General features: G+C 60.9%; 21 protein-coding genes. 13 read left to right on the forward strand and 8 right to left on the reverse strand.

The window, feature by feature from the left end; all coding sequences use genetic code 11:
• Window positions 1–68: 68 nt before the first annotated feature.
• Window positions 69–866 carry a LytTR family DNA-binding domain-containing protein gene (locus OF122_RS19000; protein ID WP_264225735.1) on the forward strand — a complete coding sequence of 266 codons (798 nt, stop codon included), beginning with the start codon at window positions 69–71 and terminating at the stop codon, window positions 864–866.
• Between the two features lie 33 nt (window positions 867–899).
• On the opposite strand, the gene infB is transcribed toward OF122_RS19000, so the two are convergent.
• The 7 genes from infB to lnt all read right to left on the reverse strand — a co-directional run bounded on the left by infB (window position 900) and on the right by lnt (window position 10,220).
• Window positions 900–3,500 (reverse strand): translation initiation factor IF-2, encoded by a 2,601-nt coding sequence (gene infB / locus OF122_RS19005; RefSeq protein ID WP_264225736.1) that lies wholly within the window; start codon window positions 3,498–3,500, stop codon window positions 900–902.
• Entirely contained in the window at window positions 3,497–4,114 is a 618-nt protein-coding gene (locus OF122_RS19010; protein WP_408636272.1) for an RNA-binding protein, read from the reverse strand. The genes infB and OF122_RS19010 overlap by 4 nt, the downstream gene beginning before the upstream one ends.
• A gap of 53 nt (window positions 4,115–4,167) precedes the next feature.
• Entirely contained in the window at window positions 4,168–5,784 is a 1,617-nt protein-coding gene (nusA, locus tag OF122_RS19015; protein ID WP_264225738.1) for a transcription termination factor NusA, read from the reverse strand.
• 4 nt (window positions 5,785–5,788) lie between these two features.
• Window positions 5,789–6,418: a ribosome maturation factor RimP gene (gene rimP, locus OF122_RS19020; RefSeq protein WP_014132686.1), complete on the reverse strand. Its 630-nt coding sequence runs from the start codon at window positions 6,416–6,418 to the stop codon at window positions 5,789–5,791.
• 95 nt (window positions 6,419–6,513) lie between these two features.
• Window positions 6,514–7,215: a tRNA (guanosine(46)-N7)-methyltransferase TrmB gene (gene trmB, locus OF122_RS19025; RefSeq protein WP_264225739.1), complete on the reverse strand. Its 702-nt coding sequence runs from the start codon at window positions 7,213–7,215 to the stop codon at window positions 6,514–6,516.
• A gap of 74 nt (window positions 7,216–7,289) precedes the next feature.
• The gene (metK, locus tag OF122_RS19030) at window positions 7,290–8,459 is read right to left on the reverse strand and encodes a methionine adenosyltransferase (RefSeq protein WP_264225740.1); all 1,170 of its coding nucleotides are present in this window, start codon (window positions 8,457–8,459) and stop codon (window positions 7,290–7,292) included.
• A gap of 141 nt (window positions 8,460–8,600) precedes the next feature.
• The gene (gene lnt / locus OF122_RS19035; protein WP_264225741.1) at window positions 8,601–10,220 is read right to left on the reverse strand and encodes an apolipoprotein N-acyltransferase; all 1,620 of its coding nucleotides are present in this window, start codon (window positions 10,218–10,220) and stop codon (window positions 8,601–8,603) included.
• A gap of 533 nt (window positions 10,221–10,753) precedes the next feature.
• Between lnt and urtA the strand changes: the two genes are divergently transcribed.
• The 9 genes from urtA (at window position 10,754) to OF122_RS19080 (ending at window position 18,483) form a co-directional block, all read left to right on the forward strand.
• Entirely contained in the window at window positions 10,754–12,019 is a 1,266-nt protein-coding gene (gene urtA, locus OF122_RS19040) for an urea ABC transporter substrate-binding protein (RefSeq protein ID WP_264227712.1), read from the forward strand.
• A gap of 102 nt (window positions 12,020–12,121) precedes the next feature.
• A complete protein-coding gene (gene urtB, locus OF122_RS19045; RefSeq protein WP_264225742.1) occupies window positions 12,122–13,735 on the forward strand; it encodes an urea ABC transporter permease subunit UrtB in 1,614 nt (537 codons plus the stop codon).
• Window positions 13,732–14,955 (forward strand): urea ABC transporter permease subunit UrtC, encoded by a 1,224-nt coding sequence (gene urtC, locus OF122_RS19050; RefSeq protein WP_264225743.1) that lies wholly within the window; start codon window positions 13,732–13,734, stop codon window positions 14,953–14,955. Before urtB ends, urtC begins: the two co-directional genes overlap by 4 nt.
• A 5-nt stretch (window positions 14,956–14,960) precedes the next feature.
• Window positions 14,961–15,716: an urea ABC transporter ATP-binding protein UrtD gene (gene urtD, locus OF122_RS19055; RefSeq protein WP_264225744.1), complete on the forward strand. Its 756-nt coding sequence runs from the start codon at window positions 14,961–14,963 to the stop codon at window positions 15,714–15,716.
• A 1-nt stretch (window position 15,717) separates the two neighbouring features.
• Window positions 15,718–16,419, forward strand: a complete 702-nt coding sequence (gene urtE / locus OF122_RS19060; RefSeq protein ID WP_264225745.1) for an urea ABC transporter ATP-binding subunit UrtE — start codon at window positions 15,718–15,720, stop codon at window positions 16,417–16,419.
• Entirely contained in the window at window positions 16,419–17,255 is an 837-nt protein-coding gene (locus tag OF122_RS19065; RefSeq protein WP_264225746.1) for an urease accessory protein UreD, read from the forward strand. The genes urtE and OF122_RS19065 overlap by 1 nt, the downstream gene beginning before the upstream one ends.
• 13 nt (window positions 17,256–17,268) lie before the next feature.
• Window positions 17,269–17,571 carry an urease subunit gamma gene (locus tag OF122_RS19070; protein WP_264225747.1) on the forward strand — a complete coding sequence of 101 codons (303 nt, stop codon included), beginning with the start codon at window positions 17,269–17,271 and terminating at the stop codon, window positions 17,569–17,571.
• 11 nt (window positions 17,572–17,582) lie between these two features.
• Window positions 17,583–18,161 carry a HupE/UreJ family protein gene (locus OF122_RS19075; RefSeq protein ID WP_264225748.1) on the forward strand — a complete coding sequence of 193 codons (579 nt, stop codon included), beginning with the start codon at window positions 17,583–17,585 and terminating at the stop codon, window positions 18,159–18,161.
• Between the two features lie 10 nt (window positions 18,162–18,171).
• Window positions 18,172–18,483 carry an urease subunit beta gene (locus OF122_RS19080; RefSeq protein WP_264225749.1) on the forward strand — a complete coding sequence of 104 codons (312 nt, stop codon included), beginning with the start codon at window positions 18,172–18,174 and terminating at the stop codon, window positions 18,481–18,483.
• Window positions 18,484–18,571: 88 nt separating this feature from the next.
• On the opposite strand, the gene OF122_RS19085 is transcribed toward OF122_RS19080, so the two are convergent.
• A complete protein-coding gene (locus tag OF122_RS19085) occupies window positions 18,572–19,231 on the reverse strand; it encodes a hypothetical protein (RefSeq protein ID WP_264225750.1) in 660 nt (219 codons plus the stop codon).
• 158 nt (window positions 19,232–19,389) lie between these two features.
• Between OF122_RS19085 and ureC the strand changes: the two genes are divergently transcribed.
• From ureC to OF122_RS19100, 3 genes are all read left to right on the forward strand, one after another.
• Window positions 19,390–21,102 (forward strand): urease subunit alpha, encoded by a 1,713-nt coding sequence (gene ureC, locus OF122_RS19090; protein ID WP_264225751.1) that lies wholly within the window; start codon window positions 19,390–19,392, stop codon window positions 21,100–21,102.
• Window positions 21,103–21,182: 80 nt separating this feature from the next.
• On the forward strand, window positions 21,183–21,878 hold the full coding sequence (locus tag OF122_RS19095; protein ID WP_264225752.1) for an AzlC family ABC transporter permease: 696 nt from the start codon (window positions 21,183–21,185) through the stop codon (window positions 21,876–21,878).
• A complete protein-coding gene (locus tag OF122_RS19100; RefSeq protein ID WP_264225753.1) occupies window positions 21,875–22,195 on the forward strand; it encodes an AzlD domain-containing protein in 321 nt (106 codons plus the stop codon). Before OF122_RS19095 ends, OF122_RS19100 begins: the two co-directional genes overlap by 4 nt.
• Window positions 22,196–22,223 lie beyond the last annotated feature (28 nt).

Consider the following 22,223-nt stretch of genomic DNA (forward strand, 5'->3'; position numbering starts at 1 on the left):
ATGTGCACCGAGTGTCCAATGGGCGTCACCGCCGCAAGTCCGGATACGTGAACCAGGAATTTGCCTTCGTGAACGACAGCCCCATTCATTTCACGCTTCGCCAATTGCACGGTGTTTTTTCCAGCCCGCTGGCGTGGGGAATCATGGTGGGAGTGGGGGTAATCGCCGGGATTACCGGGCCTTTTTCGACCTTTGCGCATCTGGCGCCGGCGCCGCGCATCGCTTATTGGCTGCTGATCGTTGTGGGCAGCTACGGGGCGGGCACCATCGGGGCCACGCTTGCCCAGGCGCTGATCCTGCCTCGTGGCGGCCCGCTTGTCGCGCGCATCGCGGTGCTGGGCATCGGGGCCTCATTTCCCGTCACCGCCGCGGTTGCCCTGATCAGCTGGCTGTTCTTTCCCGACCTCAGCGATACCGGGCTAAGCCTTTTCGAACTCTATATCTATTGCCTTTTTATCAGCCTGGCGCTGATGGGTGTTATAGAAGGGGTGGTTGAACCCCAACTCGAAAGGCGCAGGGACCAGACGACGCCGGAAACGGTGAAAACGCCGAAAATTCTGGACCGGCTGCCAAAGGAGCTGCGCGGGCCGCTCAGCCATATGTCGATGGCCGACCATTACGTGGAAGTCCATACAGACAAAGGCAAGTCATTGATTTTAATGCGTCTTTCTGACGCAATCGCCGAAACGGAAGGCGTCGAGGGCCTACAGGTTCACCGCAGCCATTGGGTGGCCAGGGACGCCATTTCGGCCATAAAACGTGTGGACAGTCGCGTGGTCGTACAGCTTGTGACAGGGCAAACGCTTCCCGTCTCACGGAGCTATCTCGCCGCCGTACGCGCCCACGAAAAAGGCGCCGCCCGATGAGCAGCGCCTTTTAAAATCAATGGTTTAGCGAGATTACAGCGTCCGCTGAACCTTTTCGACGCGATAGCATTCGATGACATCGCCGGGGCGCATGTCTTCGTACTTCTCGAACGCCATGCCGCATTCCTGACCGGACTGGACTTCCTTGACCTCGTCCTTGAAACGCTTGAGCGTCGAGAGCTTGCCTTCGTGGATAACCACGTTGTCGCGAATCAGACGCACGCCCGCGCCACGCTCGACCATGCCATCGGTAACCCGGCAGCCTGCGACCTTGCCGACCTTGGAGATGTTGAACACCTCGAGGATTTCGGCATTGCCCAGGAAGGTTTCACGCACTTCAGGGGCCAGCATCCCGCTCATCACGCCCTTCACGTCATCGATCAGGTCGTAGATGATGTTGTAGTAGCGGACTTCGATGCCTTCGCGCTGCGCCAGATCGGCGGCCTGCTTGTTGGCACGCACGTTGAACCCGATGATGACCGCACCAGAGGCCGTGGCGAGCGTCACGTCGGATTCGGTGATCCCACCCACACCCGAATAGAGGATCTGGGCCGACACTTCGTCGGTCGAGAGCTTGTTGAGCGCGGTCACGATCGCTTCGACCGAACCCTGAACGTCGCCCTTGATGAGCAGCGGGAACTTGGCGATGCCCGAAGCTTTGAGCTGGTTCATCATCTGCTCGAGCGAGGTCGCTCCACCACCGGCGGTCTTTTCGCGAATGACGCGCTGGCGGTATTCAGTGATCTCGCGGGCGCGGGCTTCGCTTTCGACAACGGCGAAACGGTCGCCGGCGTCGGGAACGCCCGAGAAACCAAGCACTTCGACCGGCGTCGAGGGACCCGCAGTTTTGACCTGCTCGCCCTTGTCGTCGATCAGCGCACGGACCTTGGCCCACTCGTTGCCGGCCACGACAATGTCGCCGACGCTGAGCGTGCCGCGCTGCACCAGAACGGTGGCAACGGCGCCACGACCCTTGTCGAGCTTGGATTCGATGACCAGACCCTGGGCCGAACCGCTTTGGGGCGACTTGAGTTCGAGCACTTCGGACTGCAGCAGCACAGCTTCAAGCAGACCATCGAGATTGGTCTTCTTGAGCGCGGAGACTTCCACGTCCAGCACTTCACCGCCCATCGATTCAACAAACACTTCATGCTGAAGCAGTTCGGTGCGCACGCGGGTGGAATCGGCGCCCTGCTTGTCGATCTTGTTGATCGCGACAATGATCGGAACGCCCGCCGCCTTGGCGTGCTTGATGGATTCGATGGTCTGGGGCATCACGCCGTCGTCGGCTGCCACCACAAGAATGGCAATGTCGGTGGCCTGTGCGCCACGGGCCCGCATGGCGGTGAACGCTTCGTGGCCCGGAGTATCGAGGAAGGTGATCTTCTGGCCGTTCTTTTCGACCTGATAGGCACCAATATGCTGGGTGATACCACCGGCTTCGGTCGAGACCACGTTGGCCTCGCGGATCGCATCGAGCAGCGAGGTCTTGCCGTGGTCGACGTGGCCCATGATGGTCACAACCGGCGGACGGTTGACCAGATCACCTGCGTCGTCATTGTCGATATCATCGAACAGGCCACCTTCGACGTCGCTTTCGGCGACGCGCTTGACGGTGTGTCCCATTTCGGTGGCGATCAGTTCGGCCGTATCGGCATCAATGACGTCGTTGATCTTGAGCATCTGGCCCTGGGCCATCAGCAGCTTGATGACGTCGACAGCGCGCTCGGCCATACGGTTGGCCAGTTCGGCCACCGTGATCGCCTCGGGGATCGTGACCTCGCGGGCCAGCTTGGGCTGGGCCACCTTGGTGTTGCGGCCCATCTTCTTGTTCTGGCGCCGGCGCATGGCGGCGAGCGAAGGTCCACGACGATCACTGTCGTCGAGTGCCGAATTGACGTTGAGGCGCCCACGCGAATTGGAATCGCGGCGCGCCGGCGTGGCGCTCGGCCGCGGTGCGGCATTGCGCTTGGCGCGTTCGAGTTCGTCCTTGTCGACAAGGGCCTTGGGACCGGGCGCCGCACGGCGGCGCACGCGGTCATCCTCGCCTTCGCCCGGAGGCGGCGGAGGCGGCATATCGGGCTGAGCAGCGCGCGGGCTGGGCTTGGCAACGGGCTTTGGCCGGGCCTGACCGGCCTTGACCGGAACGATCCCGTCCAACTCCTCATTGGCCGCTTCCCGGGCCTTTTCGGCTTCGACCGCGGCAGCGCGGCGCTCGGCCTCTTCGCGCTCGGCCTTGCGGCGGGCGTCGATCTCGGCGTGGCGCTGTGCTTCTTCTTCGGCCTTGATGCGATCTTCTTCGGCACGGGCCGCGGCTTCGCGCAGAGCGCGTTCGCGGGCCTGGTTCTCATTTTGGGTGAGACTGGCCGAATTGACGTTCTGACGCGGGCTGGCCGATTGCGGGCGCCCACCCGGACGGGACGGCTGGGGCCGCCCGCCCCCTGATGCATTGCCGCCCGACTGTTGAGGCGCGCCCGTACCGGGCCCACCCACGCGGCGGGTGCGCTTTTCAACAACGACGGTGCGTGAGGACCGCGACATGCCGGGCCGTGCGCCAAGATTTGGCGCGCCCTTGAGGGTCAGGGTCTTTTTCCCCGAGCCCGAATTGTCGCTGGTCTTGTCCTTATCGGTCATATGGTGCCGTCTTCTTCTCTGTCTGTGGCGTTGAAAAGGGCAAGCCGATTTGCCCGTTCAATCACCGAATTTGCTGCCGCGCCGGGAGTCAGCGCAGCGTGTATCACATTTTCGAGCCCCAATGCCAAACCCAATTGGGTCGACGAGAGAGATTCGATATGAGCCAGCCTGTCGGCGACTTCGCCGCGCCGGGCCCATTGCAGCATCTTGCGGCGGCCGTCGGGAGCGGCATCGCTGGCTGTAATCAGCGCGCCCACCCGCCCCGACTGGAGAACCGAAGCGACCTTGGCGGCGCCGGTTACCAGCGCGCCCGCCTTGCGCGCCAGCCCCAGGGTGCCCATCAGGCGCTGTTCTAACCGGGTCCGCACCTGTTCTGCAAGGTCGGGCGGCACCGTTACGTTTTCCTTGAGGCTTCGCGCAAAAACCTTTTTGCGCACCGCCTCGTTCACTGCGTCTGCAGAAAGGGTGATCCAGACACCGCGGCCGGGAGCCTTGGCATCAACATCGGGCGCCAATACCCCGTCGGGGGAAACCGCGAAGCGGATGAGCGCGGAAGCGGGTTTTTCGGCCCGCGTAAGAGCGCACATCCTGTCTACATCTTTTTCGCGGCCCAATTGCGGCGCCCTTTTACCCTTGTTCTGACAAACTCCCCGATGGGGGCGTTTCGTTATTCTGCGACCTCGCCCTCGGCGGGAACTTCGCCTTCATCCTCAACGACTTCTGCCTGAGGCAGGTCGTCTTCGGTGATCCAGCCGGCCTTGAGACGCGCGGTCATGATCATGTCCTCGGCCTCTTCACGCGACAGCGGGAAGGCCGAAAGCGTGCCCTCGAAGCGCTTGGTTTCACCGTCCTTGCGCTCGGTCCAGCCGATCAGATCATCGGCGATGCAACCGGCGAAGTCCTCGACGGTCTTGATTTCTTCCTTGCCCAGGGCAACCAGCATTGCTGCCGAAAGGCCCGGAATGTCGTAAAGCGCATCCTCGACACCGAGCTTTTGACGCTCTTCGTCGAGTTCACGTTCCTGTGCATCGAGGAACTCGGTGGCACGGTTCTGAATCTCTCCGGCCGTTTCTTCATCGAACCCGCCGATCGAGGCGATTTCCGCCAGATCGACATAGGCCAGTTCCTCTATCGAGGAGAAGCCTTCCGAGGCGAGCAACTGGGCGACCATTTCGTCCACGTCGAGCGCGTTCATAAAGAGCGCCGTCCGCTCGGTGAATTCCTTCTGGCGGCGTTCGGATTCTTCCTGCTCGGTCAGGATGTCGATGTCCCAGCCGATCAGCTGGCTGGCCAGTCGCACGTTCTGGCCGCGACGACCGATGGCGAGCGAAAGCTGTTCGTCGGGAACCACGACTTCGATGCGCTCTGCCTGTTCGTCGAGCACCACCTTGGCGACGTCGGCGGGCTGGAGCGCGGATACGACCAAGTCTGCTACATTGTTCGTCCAGGGGATAATATCAATCTTTTCGCCCTGCAATTCTCCAACAACCGCCTGAACGCGGGATCCGCGCATGCCCACGCAGGCCCCGACCGGGTCGATCGAGGAATCCGAAGAGGTCACGGCGATCTTGGCGCGCGAGCCCGGATCGCGGGCGATCGAGCGGATGGTGATGATGCCGTCGTAGATTTCCGGCACTTCCTGGGCAAAAAGCTTGGCCATGAACTGGGGATGGGTGCGCGAGAGGAAAATCTGCGGTCCGCGTTGCTCGCGGCGCACGTCGTAGATATAGGCGCGCACGCGATCGCCATAACGGAACTGCTCACGCGGGATCAATTCGTCGCGACGAATGATGGCTTCACCCCGGCCCAGATCGACGATCACATTGCCGTATTCAACGCGCTTGACGCTGCCGTTGACGATTTCGCCAACACGGTCTGCATATTCTTCGTACATGCGGTCGCGTTCGGCGTCGCGCACCTTCTGGACGATGACCTGCTTGGCCGACTGGGCAGCGATACGGCCGAATTCGATCGGGGGGAGCGGCTCTGTCACGTAATCGCCGAGCTTGGCGGCGTCGTTCTTGGCAAGCGCTTCCTTGAGCGAAATCTGCCGGCCATATTCTTCGACACGCTCGACAATTTCGAGCAGGCGCCACAGGCGCAGCTCGCCGGTGCGGGGATTGATCTCGGCCTTGACCTCGGTTTCGGCACCGTAGCGGGCCTTGGCGGCGCGCTGAATGGCCTCTTCCATAGCCTCGATAACGATCATGCGGTCGATGGACTTTTCGCGCGCCACGGCATCGGCGATCTGCAAAAGCTCCAACCTGTTCGCTGAAACGGCCATTGGATCAATTCTCCTGGGTTCGCTCGTCGGCGTCGCCGCCGTCGGTTTCGTCAATGATGGTTTCGACGTCCTCATCGGCTTCGTCGTAATCGGGATTTTCGGCCTGGCGCTGGCGTGCTTCGTCGAGCAGCTTGTCGGTCATCAACAGCTTTGCTTCGGCCAGAAGCGCCAGCGGCAGCACATGGACCGGATCGGTGCCTGCCGGAGCGTCGGGCAGGCGAATCGAGAAATTATCATCGTCGGCGCCGACGATATCGCCCCGGAAGCGCTTGCGGCCCTCGATCATTTCGGCGAGTTCAACCTTGGCTTCGTGTCCGACCCAGGCCTGGAAATCGCGGGCCCGGACCAGCGGACGGTCGACGCCGGGGGAGGAAATCTCGAGGTGATATTCGCGGTCGATGGGGTCTTCGAGATCGAGAACCGGATTGAGGTCGTGGTGGAGCTTTTCGCAATCGGTAATAGCGAAATGCCCGTTTTCGTCCTCACACATGATCTGCAGCGTGCAGCCATTGTCATTGCTGATGCGCACGCGAACCAGATCGTAGCCCAGCGATTGGGCCACCGGCTCGACGATAGCGGCGACACGCGCCTCAAGGGCGGATTCGCGGATGTAGCGTTTTGTATTGGCCGTCATGCTTACCCTGATCGAGGTAATAAAAAAGAGCGGGGCCGGTCGGCACCCACTCTCTCATTTTCCGAGATTGTTACGCTTCATATAGCGCCGCATCGTCACGAACGCAAGAACTCGAAATAAAAGCTCTTCATGCGCCCCTGCCGGCGAGCCTTCTGCTCGTACCTTGTTGCCTGCCAGCCGGGATAGGGTGCGTGCCAGGCGCCGGGTTCTGCGATGGCCCAGTCAAAACTGTCGGCTCTTAAAATATGGGCCAGCGTCCAGTTGGCATAGTCCTCGATGTCGGTCGCGAACCGGAATGTGCCGCCGGGTTTGAGGACGCGGGCGAACTCGGCGAGAATTTCGAACCGGATCAGGCGCCGCTTGTGATGGCGCGGCTTGGGCCACGGGTCGGGATAGAGAACGTAAAGACACTCAACCGAGGCGTCAGGCATAACGGCGAGCAACTTGATGACGTCGTCGGGGAAAAGCGCGATATTTGTGGTGCCCTCGACATCGATGGTTTCCAGCAACTTGCCGATGCCGCCGGTAAAGACCTCGCAGCCGATGAAACCATCTTGCGGGTTTTCGCGCGCCATACGCGCGAGATGTTCGCCACCGCCATAGCCGACTTCGAGGTGGATGCGTTTTGCCTGGGAGAACAACGCGCCGGGATCCACAGGGGCGGAAATATCGACCGTTAGTTCGGGAAGCAGGGTCTCGAACAACACCTGCTGGCCCTTGTGGAGCTTCTTGCCCGAACGGCGTCCGAAAAAGGCACGCGGCCCTTTGGGGTCCTGCGGGATGGATTTGGACGTCATGGGTTCACAATCAAAAACAAGAAGCGCGGCGTGTTGCGCCGCGCTTTACAATCAATGGGTCGGCCGGGCAAGGATCAGGTCAGCTCGGCCCGGATCGCGTCGGCCAGGTCGGTCTTTTCCCAGGAGAAACCGCCATCGGCTTCCGGCTCGCGCCCGAAATGGCCATAGGCGGCGGTCCGCTCGTAAATGGGCTTGTTGAGGCCCAGATGTTCGCGGATCCCGCGCGGGGAAAGGTTCATCACTTTTTGCAGCACCACACCGAGCCGATCCTCATCGACGGTGCCGGTGCCGTAAGTATCGACAAAGATCGACAGCGGCTTGGACACGCCGATGGCGTAGGAAAGCTGGATGACGCATTTTTCCGCCAGGCCCGCCGCGACGACGTTTTTCGCCAGATAGCGGGCCGCGTATGCTGCCGATCGGTCGACCTTGGTGGGATCCTTGCCCGAGAACGCGCCGCCGCCATGGGGAGCCGCGCCACCATAGGTGTCCACGATGATCTTGCGACCGGTCAGCCCTGCGTCGCCGTCAGGCCCGCCAATGACGAAAGCGCCAGTGGGATTGACGTAGAATTCGTCCTCTGGCGGCATCCAGCCCTTGGGCAGCACGTCTTCGACGAAGGGGCGCACAAGGTCACGGACGCATTGTTGGGATACGTTCTCGACATGCTGGGTGGAGACGACGACAGCGGAAACGCCAACTGGCTTGCCATTCTCGTATTTCAGCGTCACCTGGCTCTTGGCGTCGGGGCCGAACTGGGAGACGGCGCCGGAATGGCGGGCAGCCGCCATGTTCTTCAAGATCTTATGGGCGTAAGTGAGAGGCGCCGGCATCAGCTCGGGCGTCTCGTTGACGGCAAAGCCGAACATGATGCCCTGATCGCCGGCCCCTTCGTCCTTGTTGCCCGAAGCATCGACGCCCTGGGCGATGTGGGCAGACTGCTCGTGCACGTGGCAGGAGACATCGAGGGTCTTCCAATTGAAACCCTCCTGCTCATAGCCAATCCGCTTGACGACACCGCGCGCGATGTCTTCCATGCGGGCCGCATCGATGGAGGCGGGACCGCGAACCTCGCCTGCCAGAACGATGCGGTTGGTAGTCGCCAAGGTCTCAAGGGCAACGCGCGAATAGGGGTCTTCGGCGAAGAATGCGTCGACGATGGCGTCGGACACCTGGTCGCAAATCTTGTCGGGATGTCCCTCGGAAACCGATTCCGAGGTAAAGAGATAGGAAGAACTGGCCACGTTAAACCTCATTTCAACTGGCGAGGGCGCACGCGGAAGTGCGCGTGCCCAGGCTCAATCCCGGGCACTTTCGAATTTGCTTTTCGCAGGTTGGGATGCAGAAAGCAAGGGCGATATAAAGAAAGCTTTATATGGATCAGGTCAATCGAGGCGCTTGAGGCGGCGGCGCCAACCCGGCAGTGAAGCCAGCGCACCCAAGATCAGCATGCCGACCAGCGGCCAATGGCGGTATTGTGCAAAAAACGTCGGAGCGATCGGCTTGGCCGGCGTGCCCTTGATGGCACCGACCATGCCTTCTCCCATCATCGCATCGACGCGCCCAAGCGGATCGACAATGGCCGAAATGCCCGAATTTGCTGCCCGGACCATCGATTTCCCCTCTTCGACCGCCCTGACGCGGGCATGATGGAAATGCTGGGCCAGGCCGATCGAGCCGTCGAACCATGCGTCATTGGTGACAACGAGAATGAAATCGGCGTCGGCGACGGGAGCACCAAGGCCGCCGGGAAAAACAATTTCGTAGCAGACGAGCGGCAGGATGGCGGGCGAGCCGGGCAGTTCAAGCAACCTGCGCCCGGCGCCCGCTGCCCAGCCTTGCGACCCCTCCACCAGTTGCGTGACGCCAAACCGGCGCAGGAAATCGCCAAACGGCAGATACTCTCCGAACGGGACGAGATGGGTCTTGTCGTAGGAAGTCACCACCTCCCCCTCGCCGTTGAAGGCAAGAACCGAATTGAACGGCTTGGCGCCGGGCACAATTTCACCATTGGCGCCATAAGGCTGGCGGGGAGCGCCGGTCAGAAGCCAGATATCGTCCGGCAGGGTGCGGGCGATGCGGGCAAGCAGTTCGGGCTCATCGGACAAAAAGAACGGAATGGCCGCCTCGGGCCAGATCAGATGGGTGACGTCACCCAGCCCCTGATCGTCAGGGTTGGTCTGCATGGTGGACAAATCGAGTAGGCGGGTAACAGTCTCCTCGCGCGCAAAGGTCTGCCATTTAACGTCCTGGGGGATGACCGGCTGGACGATGCGCAGCACGACGTCTTCGAAGGGCTCGGTCTGCGTCTCATTGAGGCGAAAATTGCCCCAGGCGATCTGGCCGGCGAGCAAGCCGAAGGCGGCGAACAGGGGAAGGACGCGCGCAATCAGCGAGCGCTCGGCGGCAGGCCAGACCAAAGCCGGAGTGGCCGCAATGAGGATCGCCACAAATGTCAGCCCGTAAACGCCGACGAGGCTGGTGGCCTGCATCATTTCGGGGTTGGCGGTTAGCGTGTAGCCCAAAAGATTGAACGGAAAGCCGGTGAAAAGATAGCCACGCGCCAGTTCCGCCAAGGTCAGTGCGGTCGCCAGCGCAAATATCCGGCCCGGTCCGGCTGACCAGAACAGATGGGCCAAGGCTGTGCCCAGCCCCCAGAACACAGAAAGCAGCAGCGCAAGCCCGGCCACAGCAAGTGGCATGACGACAAGCAGCCACCCGCCGTCAACGAAAAAGGCCGCGCCGATCCAGTGCAGGGCGACAAGGAAATAGCCAAAGCCAAAAGCGAGCCCGATGCGGAACGCGGGGCCCAGCACACTGGCGCGAACCGAGCGTTTGCGCTCGGCGCCGTCCAATGCCCAGACCAGCACCGGCATGGCGAGAAACAAGGCAACGAGAAAGAAGATCGGAGGGGCCGAGGAGCCGGCCAGCGCGCCTGCAACCACCAGCATCAGAATGCGCCGCCACCCGTGGGCGAGCATTGCAAACTCTGCAACAGCGGTCATGGCGGTCCTTGCGCATCGAATCACTTGCTCAGAACCGTGACCGGACGGCCCGGAACGGTCAACTAATGCAAGATATTTGGTGTGCGTACGGAAAGTAAGAATGCCCCGTACGCCTCGCGAACGTACGGGGCGATGAGATTGTGGTGCAAACAACCTCTGCCGGAGGACATCCGGCACTTATGTTGTACTTCAGGAGTTGGAGTTTGTCATTAGGATGACAGTTTTATCATCATTATTGTGATCGAAAAATATGCACGTACAGGCGCCACTCCCGAAGCGCCTGCCTATTATTTGACCAGATTGCGGCGCGCAGAATTCATCTGCTGACGGCTTTGTCCCTCCAGCAGGGCATCGCCTTGCCGACGCCAGCCACTCTCCTGTACCGAAAGGCCCGTGTTTACAGTCCGTTAACCCGGAAGTCCTCCAGCGCGCCCAAATGCTTGGCATGCTTTTTGCGACTCTAGCCAGCGCTGCAACAGCAACTGTCGGAGGACAAAATGACAGACTGGACCAAACGCATTGGGGGCGTGCTCATGGCAGGAGCCTTGAGCGCATCGATGATTTCCATGCCGGCCATGGCGCAGGACGAGGGCCCGATCAAGGTCGGCATCCTGCACTCGCTTTCGGGCACGATGGCGATTTCGGAAACCACGCTCAAAGACGTCATGTTGATGCTCATAGAGCAACAGAACGAAGCCGGTGGCGTGATGGGCCGTCAGCTCGAACCCGTCGTCGTCGATATTGCATCGGACTGGCCGCTGGCTGCCGAGTTGGCGCGCCGGCTGATCGAAGTCGATGAAGTGGACGCCGTCTTTGGCTGCTGGACGTCGGTGTGCCGTAAATCGGTGCTTCCGGTGTTTGAAGAGCTCAACTCGCTGCTGTTCTATCCGGTCCAGTATGAGGGCGAGGAATCCCAGCGTAACGTGTTCTACACCGGCGCTTCACCCAACCAGCAGGCGATTCCCGCCGTCGACTACCTGATGAACGAAGAAGGCGTCGAACGCTGGGTGCTGGCCGGGACCGACTATGTCTATCCCCAGACCACCAACAAAATTCTCGAGCAGTACCTGCTCGACAGTGGCGTGGCGTCTGAAGACATCATGATCAACTACACCCCGTTCGGGCATTCGGACTGGCAGACGATCGTCTCCGACATCGTAGCCTTTGGTTCGGAAGGCAAAAAGACCGCTGTGGTTTCGACCATCAATGGCGATGCCAACGTGCCGTTCTACCGTGAACTGGCCAACCAGGGCGTTGCGGCCGAAGACATTCCGGTCGTCGCATTCTCGGTGGGTGAGGAAGAGCTTTCGGGCTTCGATACCACGCCGCTTGTGGGGCACCTGGCTGCCTGGAACTACTTCATGAGCGTGGAAACGCCCGAAAACGAAGCATTCATTGCCGCTTGGCAGGACTTTATCGGTTCGGAAGACCGCGTGACCAACGATCCGATGGAAGCGCACTATATCGGCTTTAATCTGTGGGTTGATGCCGTTGAAGCGGCGGGAACCACCGACGCCGACGCAGTGATCGAGGCCATTGTCGGGCTCGAAACGCCAAACCTGACCGGCGGCACGGCGACCATGCTGGCCAACCATCACATTACCAAGCCGGTGCTGATCGGTGAAATCCAGGACGACGGTCAGTTCTTCGTGGTCTGGGAAACCGAAGATCTGGTTCCTGGCGACGCATGGTCGGATTACCTGCCCGAATCCGCGGTTCTCGAAGCCGACTGGACCGCTCCGATCAACTGCGGAAACTACAATACCGAGACCGAAACCTGCGGCGGCTCGACCAAGTAAGCCCAGCGCTTGCTATCTCTCCGGGGGCAGTAACGCCCCCGGAGCTTGCGGGCCCGGCTCGCCCCGATTTGTCTTCAGCTCGATTGTGAAAGGGGACGCGGCATGCGCAGTCTCAATCGGCTCACCAGATTCATTTCGGTCCTGTTCCTTGCCGTGCTCGCTTCATTGTCGGCTGGAAGCACCCGGGCACAGACCGTCACCGAAATCGTTCCAGGACTTTACGATGCCAGTCTTGGCGAGTTGCGCGATGCCGTTGCCGCTCTGGTGGCAAGCGGTGAGGATGAGGCGCTGCCGATCCTGCGCGCTCTCGGCAATGGCACGCTCCATGAAGCCGACAATGGCTTCATCTTCATCGAGACCGGACGTGACCAATATGCCGACGCCCTGACGGGCGAGGACGCCGATCTTGAGATCACCGGGGACATGAGCGTCATCAGGATCAACAATTCGCTGCGCCGCGACATTGCCGCAGCGATCGGCGGCATGACGCTGATGAGCGAAAATCCGGCCACGCGCCGGTCGGCGGCGCAGCAAATGATTTCGAGCCCGGATGAGGGCAATCTCGAATTGCTTGAAACCGCCATTGCCGCCGAAGACGATGCCGGGGTGCGCGCCATCATGGAGCAGGCGCGCGCTGCGACGCTTCTGGAAACAGACGTTGAGGGAGATGCGTTCGCGGAGGCTGTCGCCACAATCGCGGCGCGCGGCGACCGTACGGCGCTCTCGATTCTCAGCTCGGCGCGAGGCGGGGCCAGCGAGGCCCAGCTGGCCATTCTCGATGCCGGGCTCGCCCAGATCAACCAGTCTCTGGCCATATGGAGCGTGGGCCAGAACGTCTGGTACGGCATATCGCTGGGCTCGGTTCTGCTCCTGGCCGCCATTGGACTTGCCATCACGTTCGGGGTGATGGGCGTCATCAACATGGCGCATGGCGAGATGGTCATGCTGGGCGCCTATGTCACCTTCGTCGTGCAGGAAATCATCCGCACGACCAGCCCGGGTCTTTTCGACTATTCCCTGACCATCGCGATCCCACTGGCCTTCTTGATTACCGCGATGATCGGCATCGCCATCGAGCGCGGCATCATCCGTTGGCTCTATGGCCGGCCCCTGGAAACGCTTTTGGCCACATGGGGTCTTTCGCTGATCATCCAGCAGGGGGTGCGGACCATTTTCGGGGCCACAAACCGAGATGTGGGCAACCCGTCCTGGATGTCGGGGGCATTCGAGCTGGGCGGACTGGCGATAACCTGGAACCGGATGTGGATCGTGGTGTTTGCGATCGTCGTCTTTGCCCTGCTGTTATTGGTTCTCAACCGCACTCCACTCGGCTTGCAGATGCGGGCGGTGACACAGAACCGGCGCATGGCGTCGGCCATGGGCATCCGAACGCCCTGGGTGGACGCCATGACGTTCGGGCTCGGTTCGGGTGTTGCCGGACTGGCGGGAGTGGCCTTGAGCCAGATCGACAACGTTTCCCCCAATCTGGGGCAGGGTTACATCATCGACAGCTTCATGGTCGTGGTGTTCGGCGGGGTCGGAAATCTGTGGGGGACGCTGGTGGGCGCTTTGACGCTGGGCATCGCCAACAAGTTCCTTGAACCCTATGCCGGGGCCGTCCTGGCCAAGATCCTGATCCTCGTTCTCATCATCCTGTTCATCCAGCGGCGCCCACGAGGCCTGTTCGCGCTCAAGGGAAGGGCGGTGGAAGCATGATAACCGGCAAGATCTTCGAAAAGCTCGGGGCAAAGGCCATCTGGGTGGTCGCCATATTGCTGATTGTCGCGATCGCCGTGCCCCTTTCCAACCTGATGCTCCCCGCCGGCCATCCCCTCCGGGTGCCCAATTATCTGGTGCCGCTGATGGGGAAGTACCTGACCTATGCTACCCTCGCGCTGGCGCTCGACCTGGTCTGGGGTTATTGCGGCATTCTTTCGCTGGGCCATGGCGCGTTCTTTGCGCTGGGTGGCTATGCCATGGGCATGTACCTCATGCGCCAGATCGGCGATCGGGGCGTCTATGGCAATCCGGTGCTTCCCGATTTCATGGTGTTTCTGAACTATTCCGAGCTGCCCTGGTACTGGCAGGGGTTCGACATGTTCTGGTTCGCCGCCATCATGATGGCGTTCGTGCCGGGGCTCTTAGCGTTCATTTTCGGCTGGTTTGCTTTCAGGAGTCGGGTGACGGGTGTCTATCTCTCGATCATCACCCAAGCGCTGACCTACGCACTCATGCTCGCCTTTTTCCGCAATGACATGGGGTTTGGCGGCAATAACGGGCTGACCGATTTCCGCGATATTCTGGGGGCACCGATCTCGGCAGCGTCGACCCGGGCCAGTTTGTTTGCCGCCTCTGCCATCCTTCTGGCCCTGTGCTTTATCCTGTGCTCGCTCATCGTGCGCTCAAAGCTCGGCAAGGTCATGATCGCCGTGCGCGATGCCGAAAGCCGGACGCGGTTCATTGGCTACCGGGTGGAAAACGTCAAACTCTTTGCCTTTACCGTATCCGCAGTGATGGCCGGGCTTGCCGGGGCGCTTTACGTGCCGCAGGTGGGGATCATCAATCCTGGAGAGTTTGCACCAGCCAACTCGATCGAAGTTGTGATCTGGACGGCGGTGGGGGGGCGCGGAACGCTTGTCGGGCCAATCATCGGCACGGTGCTCGTCAATGCGGCAAAGTCCTATTTCACCGGCACGTTCGCCGATCTGTGGCTGTTTATCCTGGGCGGCATGTTCGTGTTCGTGACGCTGTTCATGCCCAAGGGGATCGTTGGCATTTTCACCTCGGCCTGGACAGCGCTGCGGCAGCGCCGCGCCTCGGATACTTTCGAAAAAGGCACCGGCCCCACCCCCAGTCCGGCAACCGACGAGAAACCGGTCGAAAGACATGACCATAGCGACGCGCCGCACGGCGCCAGACCCTCGCCGGCGGAGTAAGGAAAATGGTTGATACACTGCGCGAAGGTTCGCTTCTTTATCTCGATGGCGTCACCGTCTCCTTTGATGGGTTCAAGGCGCTCAATTCGCTCTCTCTACTCGTCAAGCGCGACGAATTGCAGGCCATTATCGGCCCCAATGGGGCGGGCAAGACAACGATGATGGACATCATCACGGGCAAGACCCGGCCCGATACGGGCGAAGTGTTTTTCGAGGGTTCGATCGATTTGACGCGAAAGGATGAAACCGAGATTGCCAATCTGGGCATCGGCCGCAAGTTTCAAAAACCGACGGTATTTGAAAGCCATACCGTCTGGGACAATATCGAACTGGCGCTTAAAAAGCCGCGCGGGGTGTTTTCGTCCTGGCTGTATACGCGCGACACCGCCGATACCGACCGCATCTCCGAGATTTTGGACACTGTGCGACTCTCCCACAGGAAGGACGAATACGCGGCCAATCTCTCTCACGGTCAAAAGCAATGGCTCGAGATCGGCATGTTGCTCGCCCAGGACCCCAAGCTGTTGTTGGTCGACGAGCCGGTGGCCGGCATGACCGACTCGGAAACCGAGGAGACGTCGAAACTGCTCAAGTCGATTTCCCGGCATCACTCGGTCGTCGTTGTGGAGCATGACATGAGCTTCGTGCGCGATCTTGATTGTCGCGTGACGTGCCTGGCCGAGGGCTCCGTACTGGCGCAAGGCTCGCTTGAGCATGTCTCGGCCGATCCGCTGGTTATCGAACGTTATCTGGGGCGCTGACATGACGACACTGACCGTTACCGATGTCGATCTACATTATGGCGCTGCGCAGGCGCTCAAGACAGTTTCGATCACCGCCCAGCCCAACAAGATCACCTCGGTCCTGGGGCGTAACGGGGTGGGAAAATCATCGCTGTTGCGCGCCATCACCGGAACGCACCCGATTTCCGGCGGCACGATCAGGCTCGAGGATTTCGAGCTCAAGAAAATTCCGCCCTACACGCGGGCGCGAATGGGCATCGGGTATGTGCCGCAGGGGCGCGAAATCTTTCCGCTTCTGACCGTCAAGGAAAACCTGCTCACCGGCTATGCGCCGCTCAAGGCAAAGGACCGCTCGATCCCCGACACGATATTCGAGCTGTTTCCGGTGCTCAAATCCATGCTGGGCCGCCGAGGCGGCGATCTTTCGGGGGGCCAGCAGCAGCAACTGGCCATAGGGCGGGCGCTGGTGACGCGCCCGAGCCTTCTGGTCCTTGATGAACCCACCGAAGGCATCCAACCTTCGATAATCAAGGACATCGGGCGGGCACTGCAGTTTTTGCGCGACGAGATGGGCATGACCATTCTGCTGGTCGAACAATATCTCGATTTCTGTCGCGAATTGAGTGACCATATCTACGTCATGGATCGGGGGGAGATCATGCATTCGGGTCCCGCCGCCGATCTCGACGATCCCGACGTCAAGCGGCATTTGATGGTCTGATGCTCGAAAGCCCGGCTTTTCAGGGGGGCACGCCCCAGATGCAGCGTGCCGAAGGCGAGGGCCGCGTCGCGACCAAGGCGCGCGACGGGCTATCGGTGCTCGATACGCTTTATCAGTCCGGCTGCGGCAAGATCCGCGTGCCCAGGGCCTATGGAAACTGGCTCGAGGCCGTGCTGATCAATACATCTGGCGGCCTGACGGGCGGTGACAGGATGGCATGGTCGGCGGTCGCTGCCGCGGGGACCCATCTTGCCATCACGACGCAGGCTTGCGAGCGCATCTATCGCTCGAGTGGCGGAGCGGCGTGCGTAGCATCCAAATTGACCATAGACGCTGGCGCGAGGCTCGACTGGTTGCCGCAGGAAACGATTGTGTTCGACGGCTCGGTGCTGGAGCGGACGATCGAAGTCGATATGGCTGGCGACGCGACTTTTCTCGGGCTCGAAGCGATCATCCTCGGGCGAGAGGCGCATGGCGAGGATGCGCGATCAGCGATGATCTCGGATCGCTGGCGTGTGCGGCGGGAGGGCGAACTCCTCCATGCCGAGGCAGCCCGGCTAGATGCGGACGACACTCTGGCGCGAGACAATCTGGCGCTTTTGGGCGGCGCGCGCGCCTATGGGACGCTGTGCTATGTCTCACAGGATGCCGAGCGGCATATCGAACGGCTCAAGGCGCTTGTCGCCGGTCATCCCACCGCGGGCGCGTCGCGCATCGGGGACAAGATCGTGCTGCGCGCGACAGGCCGATCGGGCTATCATCTGCGCAAGATCATCATGCCGGCAATCGCCGCACTTTCGGGAGCCGGGGCCGTGCCCAAGCTCTGGTCGCTATAAAAAGGGAGGCACCATGAACCTGACACCACGGGAAAAAGACAAGCTGCTGGTCTCGATGGCTGCCATGGTGGCGCGGCGCCGGCTCGAGCGCGGCGTCAAGCTCAATCATCCCGAGGCGATCGCCCTGATCACCGATTTCGTCATCGAGGGCGCCCGCGACGGGCGCCCGGTTTCAGAACTCATGGAAGCGGGCGCGCATGTGATTTCCCGCGATCAGGTGATGGAGGGCATTGCAGAGATGATCCATGACATTCAGGTCGAAGCGACCTTTCCCGACGGGACCAAGCTCGTCACCGTCCATTCTCCAATTCGCTAAGGAGCCTGATCATGTTCAGACGTCTTTTCGCAGCACTCGTCATTGTTGCCGCCGCCACGGCTCCGGCTTTCGCCCATCTCGATCCGCTTGAACATGGCTCGTTCGCCGCGGGGTTCAGCCACCCGCTGTTCGGGCTCGACCACATCCTGGCCATGCTCGCCGTCGGTCTTTGGGCGGCTTCGGTAGGAGGCAGGGCGCTTTGGGCCGTACCAGCCGCCTTTGTCGCCACGATGGCCCTGGGATTCGGCGCGGCTTTGGTGGGGATGCCGCTGCCGTTCGTCGAGCCGGTCATTCTGGCCTCGGTGATTTTTGTCGGCATCATGGTGGCACTGGCCCTGCCGCTGCCGACGGCGGGCGTTGCCGCGACGGTCGCGTTCTTTGCACTCTTTCACGGCTATGCCCATGGTGGGGAAATGGGTGAAGCGGGGGCGTTCGGCTATGCCGGTGGCTTTCTTGTCGCCACCGCGTTCCTGCATGCAGCAGGCGTCGGTCTGGGTCGCGGTCTGGCGACGACGCGAGGCGTCATCGCTACACGGATCGCTGGCGGTGTGACCGCATTTGGCGGGCTGTGGCTGGTTATCGCAGGTTAAGGACGGCGACATGATTCCGGGCGAAATCATACCCAAAGCTGGCGAAATCGAACTCAATGCGGGGCGCGAAACCGTCACGCTCGAGGTTGCCAACACTGGCGACCGGCCCATTCAGGTGGGCAGTCATTACCATTTTTTCGAAACAAATGCCGGGCTGGCATTCGAAAGAGAGCAGGCCCGCGGCATGCGGCTCGATATTGCCGCCGGCACAGCCGTTCGGTTCGAACCGGGGCAGACCCGTGAAGTAACCCTTGTCGCGCTTGATGGGGACCGGCGTGTGTTCGGGTTTCGCCAGATGGTCATGGGTCCGCTGGACAAATGACATGAGACGCGCCGGCAATTTCCTTTGCGGGCAAAAAAAGAGGCGGGGTGCTATAGCACCCCGCCCGTCATACCTGTCATCTCGGCGTTTATTGCGCCACTTCGCCTTCGACAGACGCGTCTGCCTCGGCTTCGCCCTCGACGCTCATGTCAGATTCCATGGCGTCTCCAGCCGCGTCGGCTTCAGCCGAACTCTGGCTGTCAACGAAGACCGTCAGCGCGCCGTCGGCCTGGGTCCAGACAGCAACAACGTCGCTTTCGGTATAGCCTTCCGCCTCAAGAGCGGCCGTGATGTCGGCGTTGCCCGAAATGTTGGATTGCAGAAGGTCGATATCGCCCTGGAAATCGGCACGAGACTCCGCGAAAGCATCAGCGGTGAATTCGCCGTCTTCGCCAAGCGAGGAGATTTCGACGATTTCGATTTCGGTATCCGCAGTCACAGCCGAGAAATCGGCAGTGCCCGCACCATGGATCGCATCGTCAAGATCAGCGTAGGTGTAAGCGCCAGCCGATGCGTCGGCACCCACGCCAACGCTCGTTTCACCGGCGCCTTCGGACGGCATTCCGGCGTCAACGCCAACATCAACCCCAGCGTCGACTCCAACGTCGGCGCCGGCATCTTCGCCGCCCAGTTCAGTCTGGACACCACCATCAAGGGTGACACCAGCGTCAGCGTCCTGGGCCATGGCTGCAAGTGGCATCGACAGAGTCAGAGCCGTACCAAGAGCAAGAGCAGAGAGCTTTTTCATTTTCATTCTCCGTTTGAGTTCGGTTTTACCGCCCCTCTGGAGCCTACAAACGAGCAAGCGGGCTTCCGGTTGCAAATTGTTTCAGGGCAATCGGACGCACTCAAATTGGACCGAACCCGCTCAAAAAGCGGAATTTTCCCTTTGACGAGGAGCTGATCATGGCTGCCAGAATTTCCCGCGCGCTTTACGCCGACATGTACGGCCCAACAACCGGCGACAAGGTGCGGCTGGCCGATACGGAGCTGTTCATCGAGGTGGAAAAGGACTTCACGCTCTATGGCGAAGAGGTCAAGTTCGGTGGCGGCAAGGTGATCCGTGACGGCATGGGGCAATCACAGGTTACTCGCGCCGCAGGCGCCGTCGACACGGTAATCACCAATGCTCTGATCGTCGATCACACGGGAATCTACAAAGCCGATATCGGCCTTAAGGACGGTATGATCACGGCGATCGGCAAGGCGGGAAATCCCGATACCCAACCGGGTGTCAACATCATCGTGGGCCCTGGTACCGAGGCGATTGCGGCCGAAGGCAAGATCGTGACGGCTGGCGGCTTCGACGCTCATATCCATTTCATCTGTCCCCAGCAGATCGAGGAGGCTCTGACCTCGGGCCTGACCACGATGCTGGGCGGCGGCACGGGGCCGGCCCATGGCACGCTCGCCACTACATGCACGCCCGGCGCCTGGCATCTGGGTCGGATGATCCAGTCATTTGACGCCTTTCCCATGAACATCGCGCTGGCCGGCAAAGGCAATGCCTCAAAGCCCGAGGCACTTGTAGAAATGGTCATGGGCGGCGCCGCCGCGCTCAAGCTGCATGAGGACTGGGGCACGACGCCCGCAGCCATCGACAACTGCCTTTCGGTTGCCGACGCCTATGACGTTCAGGTGATGATCCACACCGACACGCTCAATGAATCGGGCTTTGTCGAAGACACGATCGAAGCCTTCAAGGGCCGGACCATCCACGCCTTCCATACCGAAGGCGCCGGCGGCGGACACGCGCCAGATATCATCAAGGTGTGCGGGCTGGAAAACGTCATCCCTTCATCCACCAATCCCACACGCCCCTACACGCGCAACACGCTGGCCGAGCATCTCGACATGCTCATGGTGTGCCATCATCTCGATCCCTCGATTGCCGAGGACGTGGCGTTCGCGGAAAGCCGTATCCGCAAGGAAACGATCGCCGCCGAGGATATCCTGCACGATATCGGCGCCTTTTCGATCATTTCCTCGGATAGTCAGGCCATGGGCCGGGTGGGCGAAGTGATCATCCGCACCTGGCAGACCGCCGACAAGATGAAACGCCAGCGCGGGCCTCTGCCAGAAGAGACCGGCGACAACGACAATTTCCGGGTCAAGCGCTATATCGCGAAATACACGATCAACCCAGCCATCGCCCACGGGATTTCGACCCATATCGGATCGATCGAAGTGGGCAAACGGGCCGATTTGGTTATCTGGAACCCGGCCTTTTTCGGGGTAAAGCCCGAACTGGTGCTTATGGGCGGAATGATCGCCACCGCACCAATGGGCGATCCCAATGCCTCGATTCCGACACCCCAGCCCATGCACTACCGCCCCATGTTCGGCGCCTATGGCAAAGCGATTGCCAACACGTCGGTAACCTTCGTTTCCAAGGCCGCGCTCGAAGGCGGGCTCAAGGACAGCCTGGGCGTCGACAAATCAATGCTGGCAGTCGACAACACGAGGGGCGGCATCGGCAAATCAGCGATGGTCCACAACAGCGCTACCCCCGAGGTAACCGTCGATCCGGAGACCTATGAAGTGCGAGCCGATGGTGAATTGCTGACGTGTGAACCTGCCGACATTCTGCCCATGGCACAGCGCTATTTCCTGTTCTAGCACGAGCCGGGCAGGCATCTGGCTTTCCGAAAAGATCGGCCCTATAGAGGGTAGCACTATCCATCCTCGATGACCCTTCCATGTCCTCTCCCCTCGCCAGTTTCCGCTCCGGCGCAAATGCGTCAACGCCCATCGCCATCGGTTATGTGCCGGTCGGCGTTGCGTTTGGCATTGCTGCTATCAAGGCGGGCTTTTCGGCGTTGGATGCTATCATGCTCTCGGCGGTGGTCTATGCGGGAGCGAGTCAGTTTCTGGTTCTGGCGCTGGTGGGAGCGGGTGCGCCGATCCTGGTCACTGCGGTGTCGATCATCGCCACCAATCTGCGGCACGTTTTTTACGGTCCGGCGATCCTTGAAGCGGCCCGTGACCGGGCAACGCGACGCCATGCCTGGGCGTGGAGCTTTTTCCTTTCCGACGGCGCATTCGGTTCGGCAATCATCGCGCTCAATCGCTCAAAGGATCATTTTTCGCCGCGATTCATGTTCGGAATCGCCGCGGGCCCCTATCTTTCCTGGGTGACCGGCACGGCGATAGGCGCCTTTCTCGGCACTTCGCTGGCTGAATGGCCCGCGGTCGATGCGGCCATGGGCTTTCTCATGCCTGCACTTTTTCTGGCCATGGCGCTTTCACTTCTAACCAAGGAACATATTCCCGTAGTGATCGTCACAGCATGCGTTACGCTGCCGTTGATCCTGCTCATTTCGCCCACGGTCGGGATACTGGGCGGGATGGTGATCGGCGCGTTCACGGGTTTGGCGGTCAGGAAGCGGCAATGAACATCGAATTTTTCATTGTTACGCTGCTCGTCGGGCTCGGGACCTGGATGCTGCGCTTTTTGCCGACGCATTTCATGCGCGGCACGGGTGATCCCGCGGCACCCTTGAGCCGGTTCCTGTCGGCAACCGGACCGGCGGCCATCGCCGCGCTCTATGTCGGGGCGATCCTGCCCATGCTGTCGCCAGAGCTGCATGCCAATGCTCCGCTCGTGCTGGGCTCAGGCGCTGTGATCGGGATCTATTTCTGGCGGCGTGACGTCTCGCTGGCGACGCTGGGCGGCGCCATTGTCTACGGTATCGTCTTTGCCATTGTGTGATTGGACCAGTCATGGTGCTGCCCGGAAT

This window comes from Pelagibacterium flavum (genome assembly GCF_025854335.1).
GTDB lineage: Bacteria > Pseudomonadota > Alphaproteobacteria > Rhizobiales > Devosiaceae > Pelagibacterium > Pelagibacterium flavum.